Origin of the sequence: Celeribacter halophilus, from assembly GCF_900114135.1 — a bacterium.
GTDB classification, from domain to species: Bacteria; Pseudomonadota; Alphaproteobacteria; order Rhodobacterales; family Rhodobacteraceae; genus Celeribacter; species Celeribacter halophilus.
Genome location: NZ_FORY01000015.1, coordinates 26,100 through 38,747, shown reverse-complemented (window position 1 = coordinate 38,747; position 12,648 = coordinate 26,100). Strand labels below are relative to the sequence as shown.

At 58.6% G+C, this 12,648-nt stretch carries 12 protein-coding genes, 1 tRNA gene and 1 riboswitch; of the genes, 2 read left to right on the top strand and 11 right to left on the bottom strand.

The window, feature by feature from the left end:
* The first annotated feature begins 5 nt into the window (after nt 1–5).
* Both BM152_RS14320 and BM152_RS14315 read left to right on the top strand, forming a co-directional pair.
* Complete coding sequence (locus tag BM152_RS14320; protein WP_066602618.1) at nt 6–1,289, top strand: MGH1-like glycoside hydrolase domain-containing protein; 1,284 nt, start codon at nt 6–8, stop codon at nt 1,287–1,289.
* A 3-nt stretch (nt 1,290–1,292) separates the two neighbouring features.
* The gene (locus tag BM152_RS14315) at nt 1,293–2,303 is read left to right on the top strand and encodes an ABC transporter ATP-binding protein (protein WP_066602620.1); all 1,011 of its coding nucleotides are present in this window, start codon (nt 1,293–1,295) and stop codon (nt 2,301–2,303) included.
* Nucleotides 2,304–2,372: 69 nt separating this feature from the next.
* On the opposite strand, the gene nrdF is transcribed toward BM152_RS14315, so the two are convergent.
* The 11 genes from nrdF to BM152_RS14260 form a co-directional block, all read right to left on the bottom strand.
* Nucleotides 2,373–3,341, bottom strand: a complete 969-nt coding sequence (gene nrdF, locus BM152_RS14310; protein WP_066602626.1) for a class 1b ribonucleoside-diphosphate reductase subunit beta — start codon at nt 3,339–3,341, stop codon at nt 2,373–2,375.
* A 569-nt stretch (nt 3,342–3,910) separates the two neighbouring features.
* Nucleotides 3,911–6,037 carry a class 1b ribonucleoside-diphosphate reductase subunit alpha gene (nrdE, locus tag BM152_RS14305; protein ID WP_066602628.1) on the bottom strand — a complete coding sequence of 709 codons (2,127 nt, stop codon included), beginning with the start codon at nt 6,035–6,037 and terminating at the stop codon, nt 3,911–3,913.
* Nucleotides 6,019–6,501, bottom strand: coding sequence for a class Ib ribonucleoside-diphosphate reductase assembly flavoprotein NrdI (gene nrdI / locus BM152_RS14300; protein ID WP_066602629.1), 483 nt, complete (start codon nt 6,499–6,501; stop codon nt 6,019–6,021). The genes nrdE and nrdI overlap by 19 nt, the downstream gene beginning before the upstream one ends.
* Nucleotides 6,501–6,743, bottom strand: coding sequence for a glutaredoxin-like protein NrdH (gene nrdH / locus BM152_RS14295; protein ID WP_066602630.1), 243 nt, complete (start codon nt 6,741–6,743; stop codon nt 6,501–6,503). The genes nrdI and nrdH overlap by 1 nt, the downstream gene beginning before the upstream one ends.
* 68 nt (nt 6,744–6,811) lie before the next feature.
* Nucleotides 6,812–6,999, bottom strand: a riboswitch (cobalamin riboswitch).
* 62 nt (nt 7,000–7,061) lie between these two features.
* Entirely contained in the window at nt 7,062–7,622 is a 561-nt protein-coding gene (locus tag BM152_RS14290) for a PqiC family protein (RefSeq protein ID WP_066602633.1), read from the bottom strand.
* Nucleotides 7,623–7,627: 5 nt separating this feature from the next.
* Complete coding sequence (locus tag BM152_RS14285; protein WP_111481396.1) at nt 7,628–9,754, bottom strand: MlaD family protein; 2,127 nt, start codon at nt 9,752–9,754, stop codon at nt 7,628–7,630.
* Nucleotides 9,738–10,376: a paraquat-inducible protein A gene (locus BM152_RS14280; RefSeq protein ID WP_066602637.1), complete on the bottom strand. Its 639-nt coding sequence runs from the start codon at nt 10,374–10,376 to the stop codon at nt 9,738–9,740. Before BM152_RS14280 ends, BM152_RS14285 begins: the two co-directional genes overlap by 17 nt.
* On the bottom strand, nt 10,343–10,984 hold the full coding sequence (locus BM152_RS14275; protein ID WP_066602638.1) for a paraquat-inducible protein A: 642 nt from the start codon (nt 10,982–10,984) through the stop codon (nt 10,343–10,345). The genes BM152_RS14280 and BM152_RS14275 overlap by 34 nt, the downstream gene beginning before the upstream one ends.
* Before the next feature lie 168 nt (nt 10,985–11,152).
* A tRNA-Met gene (locus BM152_RS14270) sits at nt 11,153–11,229 on the bottom strand.
* A 96-nt stretch (nt 11,230–11,325) separates the two neighbouring features.
* Complete coding sequence (locus BM152_RS14265) at nt 11,326–11,814, bottom strand: ureidoglycolate lyase (protein ID WP_066602646.1); 489 nt, start codon at nt 11,812–11,814, stop codon at nt 11,326–11,328.
* Entirely contained in the window at nt 11,811–12,641 is an 831-nt protein-coding gene (locus BM152_RS14260; protein WP_066602649.1) for a bifunctional allantoicase/(S)-ureidoglycine aminohydrolase, read from the bottom strand. Before BM152_RS14260 ends, BM152_RS14265 begins: the two co-directional genes overlap by 4 nt.
* Nucleotides 12,642–12,648: the final 7 nt, after the last annotated feature.

Below are 12,648 nucleotides of genomic sequence, written 5' to 3'. Positions count from 1 at the left end.
TTGAGATGACAGTTCAAAGTACTTCTGGAAACCCGCTCGATCAAGCCGCGCGTGATGTCCTCTTGGGGAATGACCGTGGCGGCTACACGATCCCGACGGCGCGGCTTTATCCCTACCAGTGGAACTGGGACAGCATGTTCTCCGCTTGGGGCTATGCGAGTTTTGATATGGAGCGCGCATGGCAGGAGGTGCATCTGCTCTTTGCCTCGCAATGGGACACGGGCATGGTGCCCCATATCATCTTTCACAAGGTGGATCCGGATTACTTTCCGGGACCGAAGGTCTGGGGCGCGACGCATGAGCCGCCGACCTCCGGCATCTCGCAGCCGCCTGTGGCCGCGACGCTCATTCGCAAGATGTATGAGATGGACCCCGAGGCGAGCCTGCCCCATATCAAGGCGCTCTATCCCAAACTGGTTGCATGGCATGACTGGTGGATCAGGGAGCGGTGCAAGGACGGGCCTGTGGCCATCATCCACCCGTGGGAGTCCGGACGGGACAACTGCCCCGATTGGGATCTCGGAATGGAGGGCGTTCCGGTCAACGAGGATGACCCCTATCTGCGGCGCGATACCACGCATGTGCAGGAAACGGAACGTCCGCAAAAATGGGACTATGACCGCTATCTCGCGATCCTTGCCTTTGGCCGCTCTGTGAACTGGGATGATCGGGAGATGGTTGAAAACGGACCGTTCCTGATGGCCGATCCGGGGATCAGCTTTGTGCTTTTGCGGGCATTTTCCGACCTCATCGCTCTAGGCGAGTTGCTTGGAGAAGAGACCGCAGGCTTGCAGGCGCAAGAGTCCAAATTGCGTGCCGGTCTCGACAAGATGTGGAACGCGGAAAAGGGCTGGTTCGATGCCTATGACATGCGCACGGGCCGGTTTGCGAATGTCTTGGGGTCCGGCGCGTTTCTGGCCTATTTTGCGGGCGTGTCCCGTCCGGCGCAGGACGCGCATTTCGCCCGCATCTGGGATAAGGTCTCTTACGGCATCCCATCGGCGGACCCCGACAGCGAGAGGTTCGAACCCCGCCGCTATTGGCGCGGACCGACATGGCCGGTGGTCAACTCGCTCATCGCTATGGGGCTCAAGGATATGGGCCGCACAGAGGCTGAAGCACGGTTGCGGGACGAGACCGCAAAGCTCATCGAGAAGGGCGGATTTTGGGAATATTACGATCCGATGGATGGCACGCCATGTGGCGGCGCATCTTTTGGCTGGACGGCCGCCGTCTGGCTGACGTGGTGCGGTCAGGGCCGCGCTGCGCAACGGGCAGGGAAGGAGTAAACTATGTCTAGCATTGAACTACAGGCCGTCGAGAAATGGTTCGGCGAAGTCCAGGTGATCAAGGGGGTCGACCTCAAGATTGACGAAGGTGAGTTCATCATTTTCGTCGGCCCTTCTGGCTGCGGGAAATCCACCTTGCTGCGGATGATTGCGGGGTTGGAAGAGACCTCTCGCGGCAAGATTTTTGTGGGGGACCGCGACGCCACCGCAGAGCCGCCTTCGAAACGGGGACTCGCAATGGTGTTCCAGAGCTACGCGCTCTATCCGCATATGTCGGTGCGCGACAATGTCGGCTTTGCCCTGAAGGCGGCAGGCGAACCGAAAGAGGTGATCAAGGAAAAGGTCGACGAGGCCGCGCGAGTGCTCAAGCTCGAAGACTATATGGACCGTCGCCCCAAAGACCTCTCGGGTGGCCAGCGTCAGCGTGTTGCCATCGGGCGATCCATCGTGCGCGATCCCACGGCGTTTCTCTTTGACGAGCCCTTGTCGAACCTCGACGCGGCGCTTCGCGTGGAGATGCGCTATGAGCTGGCGAAACTGCACCGCTCTTTGAAATCGACAATGATCTATGTGACACACGATCAGGTGGAAGCCATGACTTTGGCCGACCGGATTGTGGTGCTGGAAGCCGGCAAGATCGCGCAGGTCGGGTCGCCAAAGGAGCTTTATGAACGGCCCGGAAACTTGTTTGTGGCGCAGTTCATCGGCAGTCCGAAAATGAATGTCATTCCGGCCAAGGCCGTGGGGCTGGGCGACAAGGGCAAGGATCTGGGCATTCGGCCCGAACATATTTCCATCACAGCCGCCGGTCAGGGGGATGTCGACGGTGTGGTTGATGTGGTCGAGTATCTGGGGGCTGACGCCTATATCATCGTCGATGCCGAAAACGGTGCCGGACAGATGACCATTCGCGACCTCGGCGACGCGCCGCACCAGCCGGGCGAAAAGGTCGGCCTGAAATTCGGTGAGGGCCGCACGCATCTCTTTGACGAGGCGGGTTTGGCGATTCGCTAAGGTTTCGGTGTATAGATAAAAGAAGGGCAGGCTGTTGATGCCTGCCCTTTTTGTTGTGTTGAAGCGGGATCAGAAGTCCCAGTCTTCGTCCTCGGTCGCGACTGCCTTGCCGATCACATAGCTTGAGCCCGAACCGGAAAAGAAGTCGTGGTTTTCGCTGTCGGGGCTGAGCGCGGCCAGAATGGCGGCGTTCACATTGGACACTTCCGGCGGGAAAAGCGCCTCAAAGCCCAGATTTTGCAAGGCTTTGTTGGCGTTGTAATGCAGGAAGGTTTTGACATCCTCGGTCAGGCCGACCTCGTCATAAAGCTCTTCGGTATACTGGTTTTCGATCTCGTAGAGTTCCAGCAAGAGGTTATACGCATAGTCCTTGAGCGCCTGTTGTTCGCTCTCGGGCAGCTTTTCCATACCGCGCTGGAATTTGTAACCGATGTAATAGCCGTGCACCGCTTCGTCCCGAATGATGAGGCGGATAAGGTCGGCCGTGTTGGTCAGCTTCGCACGCGAGGACCAATACATCGGCAGGTAGAAGCCGGAATAGAACAGGAAGCTTTCCAGAAACACCGAGGCGATCTTGCGCTTGAGCGGATCGTTTCCGGGGGCGTAGGTCTCCAGAATGGCCTTGGCTTTGGCTTGCAAATGCGGGTTTTCCTCGGACCAGCGGAACGCTTCGTCCACCTCTTTCGTCGAACACAGGGTCGAGAAGATCGAGGAATAGGACCGCGCGTGGACGGCTTCCATAAAGGCGATGTTGGTCAACACCGCCTCTTCATGCGGCGTCACCGCGTCGGGCATCAGGGAGGGCGCGCCAACGGTGTTCTGGATCGTGTCCAGAAGCGTCAGGCCGGTAAACACGCGGATCGTGAGCTGTTTCTCGTGATCCTTGAGCGTGGCCCAGCTCTGGATGTCATTGGACAGCGGCACTTTTTCCGGCAGCCAGAAGTTCACCGTCAGACGGTTCCAGACCTCAAGGTCCTTGTCATCTTCCAAACGGTTCCAGTTGATGGCCTTGGGTATCTTCACTTTTTGTCCCATCATTTGTCCGCCGTCTTTATTTGCATGTTTTTACTACCTTAAAAACATTCTACGAAGACTGACAGTCTATCGGATACAGAAAGGAAAGCAAACAGCAGGAACGCCAAAGATCACCTTTCGCCTGCGAAGAAATGCGCGCACCAATAATGCAAAATTACAGGCGGTTTCCCGCCAGTAATATTTTCAAAGTGATTTTAGTCGTCAGAGACTAAGATTGGCCATGCCTTAAAGCCATAATGCTTCGCATATAGCTTTTTCCCAGTCTTCGGACATATACGCCATGGGCGATATACATACCGTTTACCGGGAGGCGGGGGAGAATGACGTTTTGTCATGCCCAGCTCCTCGAAATGGTTATTCAGACGCGCTCCTAAAAGGATTGCCTACTCAACCACAGAGAAGTAGTTATGAGATGTGAACTTCATCCCTCTCTGATTCGATAGGCCCCGCCTTGTCTGATTAGAACGGGATCGAAAGAAGAAGGTGTTTGAGTTGGCGCTCGGACACCTTTTTCATTGCGATTTCACATTTTTGGTTGCGAGCTGCTCACCGAAGCAAGCAGCTCACTTATCTTACAACGTGCAGGACACGCAGCCTTGCACCTCGGTGCCCTCAAGGGCAGCCTGACGCAGGCGGATATAATAGATGGTTTTGATGCCTTTTTTCCACGCGTAGATCTGGGCTTTATTGATGTCGCGCGTGGTGGCTTCTGCGGGGAAGAACAATGTGAGCGACAGGCCCTGATCGACGTGCTCGGTGGCCGCCGCATAGGTGTCGATCAGTTTCTCCGGCCCTATCTCGTAGGCATCGCGATAGTATTCGAGATTGTCGTTGTCCATATAGGCCGCCGGATAGTAGACGCGCCCGATCTTGCCTTCTTTGCGGATCTCGACTTTCGAGACGATCGGATGGATCGAAGAGGTGGAGTTGTTGATGTAGGAGATCGAACCGGTCGGCGGCACGGCTTGCAGGTTGCGATTATACAGCCCGTCTTTCATCACCGCGTCCTTGAGCTTGGCCCAGTCTTCGCGGGTCGGCAGGTCCATCCCATCAAACAGCGCTTTGACAGCCTCGTTTTCAGGGAGCCAGTCGCGGTCGGTGTATTTGTCGAAGAAGCTTCCGTTGGCGTAATCGGAGTCTTCGAACCCTTTGAAGGTCTCGCCATATTCACGTGCCAGAGCGTTGCTCTCGCGGATCGCATGATAGGCCACGGCGGCAAAATAGACGGAGGTGAACTCGATCCCTTCGGGGCTGCCGTAATGGATGCGTTCGCGGGCAAGGAACCCGTGCAGGTTCATCTGGCCCAGACCGATGGCATGGCTTTCGTCATTGCCGCGACGGATCGAAGGCACGCTATCAATCGCGGACATTTCCGACACAGCGGTCAGCGCGCGCACGGCGGTGCCGACGGTCTGGCCGAGGTTCTTGCCGTCCATGGTTTTCGCGATGTTGAGCGAACCGAGGTTGCAGGAAATATCCGTGCCCAGATGGGAATAGCTCAGATCGTCGTTGAATTCGGAGGCTTCGTTGACCTGCAAAATCTCGGAGCAGAGGTTCGACATGTTGATCCGGCCCGCAATCGGGTTCATCCGGTTCACAGTGTCTTCGAACATCACATAGGGATAGCCGGACTCGAACTGGATTTCCGCAATGGTCTGGAAGAACTCGCGGGCGTTGATCTTTGTTTTGCGGATGCGTTTGTCGTCCACCATCTCCTCGTATTTCTCGGTGACCGAGATTTCCGAGAAGGGAACGCCATAGACCTTTTCCACGTCATGCGGAGAGAAGAGATACATATCGGCGTTTTTCTTGGCGAGTTCAAAGGTGATGTCAGGGATCACCACGCCCAGAGAGAGCGTCTTGATGCGGATTTTCTCGTCGGCGTTTTCGCGTTTGGTGTCGAGGAAACGCATGATGTCGGGGTGGTGTGCATGCAGATAGACCGCGCCGGCCCCTTGGCGTGCGCCAAGCTGGTTGGCGTAGGAAAAGCTGTCTTCCAGAAGTTTCATCACCGGAATGACGCCGGAGGACTGGTTCTCGATCCCTTTGATCGGTGCACCATGTTCGCGGATGTTGGTCAGCAGAAGCGCAACGCCGCCGCCACGTTTGGACAGTTGCAGCGCGGAGTTGATGCCGCGACCAATGCTTTCCATGTTGTCTTCGAGACGCAGCAGGAAGCAGGAGATCAACTCGCCACGGGATTTCTTGCCTGCGTTGAGGAAGGTCGGCGTGGCGGGTTGGAACCGGCCCGACAGGATTTCTTCCATAAAGGACATGGCAAGGTCTTCATCCCCACGCGCCAGAGCCAGCGCGGTCATCACCACACGGTCCTCATAGCGTTCGAGATAGCGCTGACCGTCGCGGGTCTTCAGCGTGTAGGAGGTGTAATATTTGAAAGCGCCCAGAAAGGTCGGAAAGCGGAATTTCTTCGCATAGGCCTCGTCCCAGATCTTGCGCATGAAGTTCTTGGAATACTGGTCCAGAACGGCGGCTTCGTAATAGCCTTCTTCGACCAGATAGCCGAGTTTCTCGTCCAGCGAGTGAAAGAACACGGTGTTCTGGTTCACATGCTGCAAGAAATACTGACGCGCGGCCATGCGGTCAGCCTCAAAACGAATATGCCCCTTCTCGTCATAGAGATTCAGCATGGCGTTGAGCGCGTGGTAGTCTGTTGTGCCGTTCAACCCATCGTCGAGCATGGCGCATTCCCCGTTTCTGTGAGCCCTAATTTCCGGCCCATTTTTTCCAACCCCGAGCGGACCCGGGCAATGTCATCGTCGAATCCCGCCAGCTCGAATTTGTAGAGCAGCGGGACATTGCATTTGCGGGCGATCACATCGCCCGACGAGGCAAACAAAGTGCCAAAATTTCTGTTTCCGGTGCCAATAACGCCTGTGATCAAGGCGCGGTTGGCGGGATCGTTCAACAGGCGAATAACCTGTTTGGGAACCGCCCCGCGCCCTTCGCCATCGGCATATGTCGGGCAGATCAGGACAAAGGGTCGGTCGATCACCGGATTTTCATCCTTCGGAGAAATAGGAATGCGCTTTGCCGGCAGGCCCAGCCTGTCGATAAAACGCACGGTGTTCTCCGATGAGGACGAGTAATAGACGATATCCGGGATGCAATCTGGTGACAGCCCCCCGGGCACCGGGGCAGGCATCAGACCAGACGCGCGATCATGTCGGGACGGAAACCGGACCAGTGATCGTCTCCTGCCACGACAACAGGGGCCTGACGGTAGCCAAGACCGGCCACTCGGCTCATTGCATCGTCGTCCTGTGTCAGGTCGATAACGTCGTAGGAGAGGCCCTTCGCGTCGAGCGCGCGGGTGGTCGCAGTGCATTGCACGCAGGCCGGTTTGGAATAGACGATGATGGTGTCGGTGGTGTTCTGCGTGGTCATTGCTCTTTCGTCCTCTTGTCGTGTCGCGGAGGGAAACGGCATCTCCCGCACCTCCGAACCCTCCGTTCGTGTTTTTGTCCGCTGCGGCCGGTCACCTGACTGCGCGGATATGGCTTGTCCGGCCTTCCCGAGGTGTTCCCCGTGGCGCTGTGAGCCGTGTTAACCGCTTGCAGTTGCAAGGGAAGTGCCGGAATTTTCCGGTCTGCCCTATGGGCTATCGACTCGCGCCGATAGAACCGAAGCAACATCATATAGATGTTTTTGGGGGCGCTCTGTCAATATGTAGTTGGCGCTTGACAGGAATGAATCAGTCGCGACTCACCGTGCCAGTTCTCGGGTGATCTGCTCTGCCAGTTTTTGCAGCGCCAGCCCCGAAGTTTGAGCGATCCCGCGAGGGGTGGCTTCGTTCAGGGGCACCGAGATTTCGAAACGCTTTATGCGTTCACGGATAACATGGTCATATGACGAAATTGCGAACTGGCCTTTCAGGTCGAACTGACCGGAGGCGCGTGCAACCATCTCTGACACCAGCACATGTATCTCAGCTTGCGCCGGAGTTTCAAGAGGCCAAGGCTCCACCGCCACCGTGGCAGTGCCGCCGCGTCCGATGGCTTCGGCAAGGCGCATGGTCACGGCGCGGGTCGGCTCGTCGGCCCAGAGCGCATTGTCTAAGGGCGTCAACGCCCCGTCGGCCCCTTCGATCAGGATTTGCGAGTCTTCGGCATAGGCCGGAAGGGACACATCGCGGACTTCCAGCGTCGCCACCTGCATCCGGACTTGGGCCGAGGTCTCGGCAGGAGCGCTGTCAATCAGGTAGCGCGGTTCCGTGCTGCCGCATGCGGTGAGCGCCAGAAGGGCGAGGGGGAGAAAACGAACCATATTGATCACCGTCCAAACAAGAGGGAATTGGGGTTGCGCTCGATGGCGCGGGCCAGTTTGCTGAGCGCTTCGGCGGCGGCACGGACTTCGCGCAGCGAGGAAAGCGTTTCGCGGTTGAAGCTGGATTGCGCACCATATTCGGACAGCGTTTTTTCAGCCTCGGCCACCAGAGCTTCGATACGGGCAGAGAGGTCCGGCAGGTTTGCTGTCGCCTGTTCCACCGCCGCAGAGGCATCACGCGCCGAGGCGAGCGTGGCGTTGGTGTTCTCGATCAACCCGCCTTCACGCAATTCGGAGAGCGCGGAGCGTGCTTCGTCCAGCGCGCCGGTCAGGCTGGCGGGCAGGGCGCGGGTGTCCGGTGTGTCGATCAGCCGGTCTGCACCTTCGAGAAAGGCCTGCGCCGCCGCGAGGAATTGTTCGACTTCAAGCGCATTGGCTTTTGCGGTCAGGGCCTGCAAGTCCTCAATCAGAGCGGGCAGGGTCTGCGTGGCCTCATCGATATTGGCCGCGACATCCGTCACCGAGGTGGCTGCGATTTCGGCGGCATCAAGGGCGGCCACGAGCCGGTTCACCGCATCAGCCTGCCGCAACTGTTCGGACACGGCGCGCAGTTCCGAGACGGCGGTATTCAACTCTGCAGGTAGGGCTTGGGTCTCCGGACTGCCGATGAGACCGCGTGCATCGTCGATGAGCCCGACAAAGGCATCCGGTGCCGCACGCAGGTTTTCATCCCCCGCAAGGCTTTCGACGGCGGCCAGCGTGGCGATGGTCTGGTCCAGAAGCTCCTCGACAGGAAGGTCATTGACCCGTTGCAGCAACCCTTGCGCCGTCGCGCCCACATCCGGCAGGTCCGAGGGGACGGAGGGCAGAAGCGGTGCGGTTTCCGCGAAAATGCCAAGCGTGGCGGGGGCGGCGTCGGGCAATTCGACCAGTTCGACGATGAGCGACCGGCTGAACATGCTCTGTGTGCCGAGACGCGCCCGCAATCCGTTTTGCACGGCGTTGGAGAAAAAGGCGATCACCTCTGCGGCGGGGGCATCGGCGGCGAGGCCGAGCCTTTGCGGATCGATAGAGATCACGGCGCGCAAGACAACCTCCTGCTCTCCGTCTTTCTCTTCGATGAAAGCCCCGAGGAAGGAGACCGAGCCGATCTTGACGCCCTTATAAACCACCGAGGATCCCGCGCTCAGACCGCTCACGGATTCGTCGAATTCCACGGTCAGATCGACCGCATTCTCGATGCTCTCGCGGAAGACGCTGGCCCGCGCGGTGTCCTCGCCATCGTAAAGGTCGAAAATCTGTCCGGTGCGGACCGGTTCGCCGCCGGAAAACACCGTGTCAAAGGCAATGCCGCCGCGCACGAGGCTGGCGATGGAGCCGACCGAGAGGTTCAGCCCGCCGGGGCCGAAGTTCACCGAAAAGCCGGAGACCTGCCAGAAACGCGTCGCGCTGGTCAGGCGTTGGTCGTAGGGCGCGTTGATGAAGGCATCAACCATGACGCCCTCGCCACTGTCCTGCAAACGCGGGGTCTCGATTTTGCCGACCTCGATGCCTTGGTGGAAGATCGGTGCACCGGGGACAAGCTGTGTGCCCGCTTCCGTGCGCAGCGTGACTTTGGTGCCTTCCATCCCCGGCAAAATAAGAGGGGTTTCCTCCAATCCGGTAAATGTCGTGGCGCGGTTCTCTGTCGAGGGGGTGAAGGCCGCTTGAATATAGGCCCCTGACAGCACGGTCGAAAGCCCGCTGATCCGGCTTGCGGAGACTTCAGGGCGGACGATCCAGAACTTTGCATCTGCCGGGAGCGAGGCCGCGACAGTGCGATCAATCCGCGCGGTGACCACGACCGAAGAGAGATCCGGCGCGAAGGTGATGTCTTCCACCACACCGATATTCACGTCGCGGTAGCGCAGGGTGGTTTCATCCGCCGTCACACCCGCCGCGTTCTCGAAGAGGATTTCGATGCGCTGACCGCGTTCCGCCCAGCTTTGCCACGCGATGAACAGGGTGACCACAAGCGCGGCCAGAGGCACGAGCCAGACATAGGACAGGTTGCGCCAGAAGCTCCGCTTTGCCGGTGCGATCACCATGTCTGCGGGCTGGACCGGAGGGGTGGGGTTATTCTCTTGGCTCATCTTCACTCGCATCCCAGATCAGGCGTTCATCGAAACTCAGCGCCGCTATCATGGTAAACGCCACGGAAAGCGCAAAACTTATGGCCGCAATCCCCGGAGTGATTGTGGCGGCGAAATCCAGTCTTACCAGAGAGGACAGGATCGCGACAACAAAGACATCAATCATCGACCAGCGTCCAATGAATTCCACCACTTCAAACAGGGTATGACGATGGTGCGCCGACATGCGCACGCGGCGGGTGACGGTGAGGGCGAGAAAGGCGATGGCGATGAATTTGGCGACCGGTATCACGATGGAGGCGACAAAGACAATTCCGGCCACACCGTAAGACCCGTGATGCATCAACTCGATCACCCCGCCGACAATGGTGTTCTCTGTGGTATGCCCAAGGCTGGCCGTGGCGAGCATCGGATAGAGATTGGCGGGGATATAGACGATGATTCCGGCGATCAGCCATGCCCAGACCTTTTGCAGACTGGCCTTGTCGCGCATCTGTAGCGTGGCTCCGCAGCGCGAGCAGGTGGCTGTGGTGGGCAGATGCACCTTGCCACATTGGGTGCAGCCGATCAGACCCGCGTCACGCGCGGTCAGGATGTGCGGCGGGCTTCCAGTGTTTTCCAAACGGTCACTCTACTCATGAAATTGTCTTTCAATACGGTCACAACGACCAAGGCGACGAAGGCCCAGAAAGCTGGGCCGAGCGAGACATGGGCCAGACCGGCCACTTTGACCAGCGCAACAGCCACCCCCACGATGAAGACCTCCGCCATAGCCCATGGACGCAGGGCTTCGGCCAGCCGAAAGACCTTTGCCGCATGGCGCGCCGGATGCCAGCCAAAGGCCATAGGCCCCAACACATAAAGAAGCGCCAGAAACCGGCTGACGGGCAGAATCACGATCAGCGCCGCCATGGCGATGGTCAGCGGTGCGGTTAATCCGGTGGCAAAGGCCATCACCGTGTCCAGCAAGGAACTCCGTCGCACCATGCCTGCCGCGCCGAGTTCGAGAAAGGGGAAAAACACCGCTGCAATCATCAGGATCAGAGCGGCCAGTGCCAACATGATGATCCGTGTCATGGCCAGCGGGCGCGGGGCCTCGATCACCGTATGGCAGCGGGGGCAGGATGCGGTTTCGCCCGTCTCCACGGATATATCCGCAAGCAAGGCATCACAGGCCGGACAGGCGATCATCCGGTCAAGGTCACAAGAGAGAGGCGCGGGTGTCGACATAGGGAGATGTTACCTGCTCTGGCGTGAAACGGAAACCCGTATGCGTGTTCTGGCCCGTTTGGGTCTTCAGGTGAGTGCGGCTTTTGGAACGCATCCATGAAAGGGGCGCAAGAAATGCGGGTGCACGCTCAAGAGCGAATCTGGTCTGCTTTGCGATGTGAGGGGATATGGTAGCGGAGGAGGGACTTGAACCCCCGACACGCGGATTATGATTCCGCTGCTCTAACCAACTGAGCTACTCCGCCGAAGTGCCGCGTAGGTAGACTGCCCGGCGCAGAGGGTCAAGAGGGAAATTGAGCGAAATTTGCAGATTGCGCTCAATGCCGTGATCTCTGTGTGTTTCAGCCTTTTGTGACAGTCCACGGCGTGTCGAACCAATGCTCTTCGAGATTGGCCGTGTCGCCGATCCGGTCCATGACGGCAAAAAGACCATTGCCCGCAATCGGGGTCAAAACCCCGTGCCATGTGCCCTTGTGAAAATTGATCGCCTGAGCCCCGTTGGTGACAAAGGCGCGGGGCGTGGCGTCGGGTCCGTCCGAGACGATCACAAGGAACGGGTCCGCGGACATGGGCACAAAGGCCTGCGAGCCTTCGGGATGGCGTTCGATGAGATCGAGCGTGTAGGGGAAGTCCCGCAGCTCCGCCTTGAAGATCGACAGGCCGACGCGCCCGCCGGTCTCGGGGCTGACGTCCACCAAGGCGCGGTCGTGATAGCGGCCACATTTGCCCTGATTGATGATCTTGTCCGGTGCGCCTCTGGCGTCGAGCACATCGCCATATGGGGCAAAGGCGTCCGGCGTCAGAGGTTCTGTGGTGATGGTGCGGCTCATCCCAGTTCCAGTTTGGCGTGACGGTTTACGTCTTTGTAGAGCAGATAGCGGAAGGGCTGGCGACCTGCGGCGTAACAGGCTTGCGGGCAGAAGGCGCGCAGCCAGAGGAAATCGCCTTCGGAGACCTCGACCCAGTCCTGATTGAGCAGGTAAACGCCACGGCCCTGAAGCACATAAAGACCGTGTTCCATCACATGGGTTTCGGCAAAGGGAATGGTGCCGCCCGGCAGGAAGGTCACGATATTGACGTGGAAATCATAGCGCAGGTCATGAGGGTCGACGAAACGCGATGTGGACCAGTAGCCCGACGTGTTGGGCATCTCGATCGGTGGTTTTTCCATGTCGGCGGTGACGAAACTTTCGGGCATGTCGATACCCGGCACCGGTTCGTAGCGTTTGCGAATCCACACAAATGTCGCGGGCGTGTCATTGTCGTTTTGCACGGTGTATTTGTCACCGGGAGCAACAAAGACATAGCCGCCGGGGTCCAGCTCATAGGCTCGCGCCCCGATGGTCACGCGGACATGACCGGCAAGGATGAACAGGACGCATTCGGCCATCGGGTCCGGTTCGGGGTCTGAAGAGCCGCCGCCGGGAGAGACCTCGACAATCAGTTGCGCAAAGGTTTCGGCAAAACCTGTTAGCGGACGGGCAAGGGTCCATGCGCGGGTCTTGTCCCAGCCGGGCAGGTAGCTCACAACGATGTCCGACATCACCCCATGCGGGATCACCGCATAAGAGTTGGTGAACACAGCGCGTTCACGGGCGTGATTGTTTTGATCGGGCAGGCCGCCTGTCGGCGCGCAATAGGAGTATTCGTAGCTCATTGAAATC

What these genes read in the sequence shown, in the direction of transcription:
- BM152_RS14320 (WP_066602618.1), top strand. Translation starts at nt 6, where the DNA reads ATGACAGTTCAAAGTACTTCTGGAAACCCGCTCGATCAAGCCGCGCGT.
- BM152_RS14315 (WP_066602620.1), top strand. Translation starts at nt 1,293, where the DNA reads ATGTCTAGCATTGAACTACAGGCCGTCGAGAAATGGTTCGGCGAAGTC.
- nrdF (WP_066602626.1), bottom strand. Translation starts at nt 3,341, where the DNA reads ATGATGGGACAAAAAGTGAAGATACCCAAGGCCATCAACTGGAACCGT.
- nrdE (WP_066602628.1), bottom strand. Translation starts at nt 6,037, where the DNA reads ATGCTCGACGATGGGTTGAACGGCACAACAGACTACCACGCGCTCAAC.
- nrdI (WP_066602629.1), bottom strand. Translation starts at nt 6,501, where the DNA reads ATGCCTGCCCCGGTGCCCGGGGGGCTGTCACCAGATTGCATCCCGGAT.
- nrdH (WP_066602630.1), bottom strand. Translation starts at nt 6,743, where the DNA reads ATGACCACGCAGAACACCACCGACACCATCATCGTCTATTCCAAACCG.
- BM152_RS14290 (WP_066602633.1), bottom strand. Translation starts at nt 7,622, where the DNA reads ATGGTTCGTTTTCTCCCCCTCGCCCTTCTGGCGCTCACCGCATGCGGC.
- BM152_RS14285 (WP_111481396.1), bottom strand. Translation starts at nt 9,754, where the DNA reads ATGAGCCAAGAGAATAACCCCACCCCTCCGGTCCAGCCCGCAGACATG.
- BM152_RS14275 (WP_066602638.1), bottom strand. Translation starts at nt 10,984, where the DNA reads ATGTCGACACCCGCGCCTCTCTCTTGTGACCTTGACCGGATGATCGCC.
- BM152_RS14265 (WP_066602646.1), bottom strand. Translation starts at nt 11,814, where the DNA reads ATGAGCCGCACCATCACCACAGAACCTCTGACGCCGGACGCCTTTGCC.
- BM152_RS14260 (WP_066602649.1), bottom strand. Translation starts at nt 12,641, where the DNA reads ATGAGCTACGAATACTCCTATTGCGCGCCGACAGGCGGCCTGCCCGAT.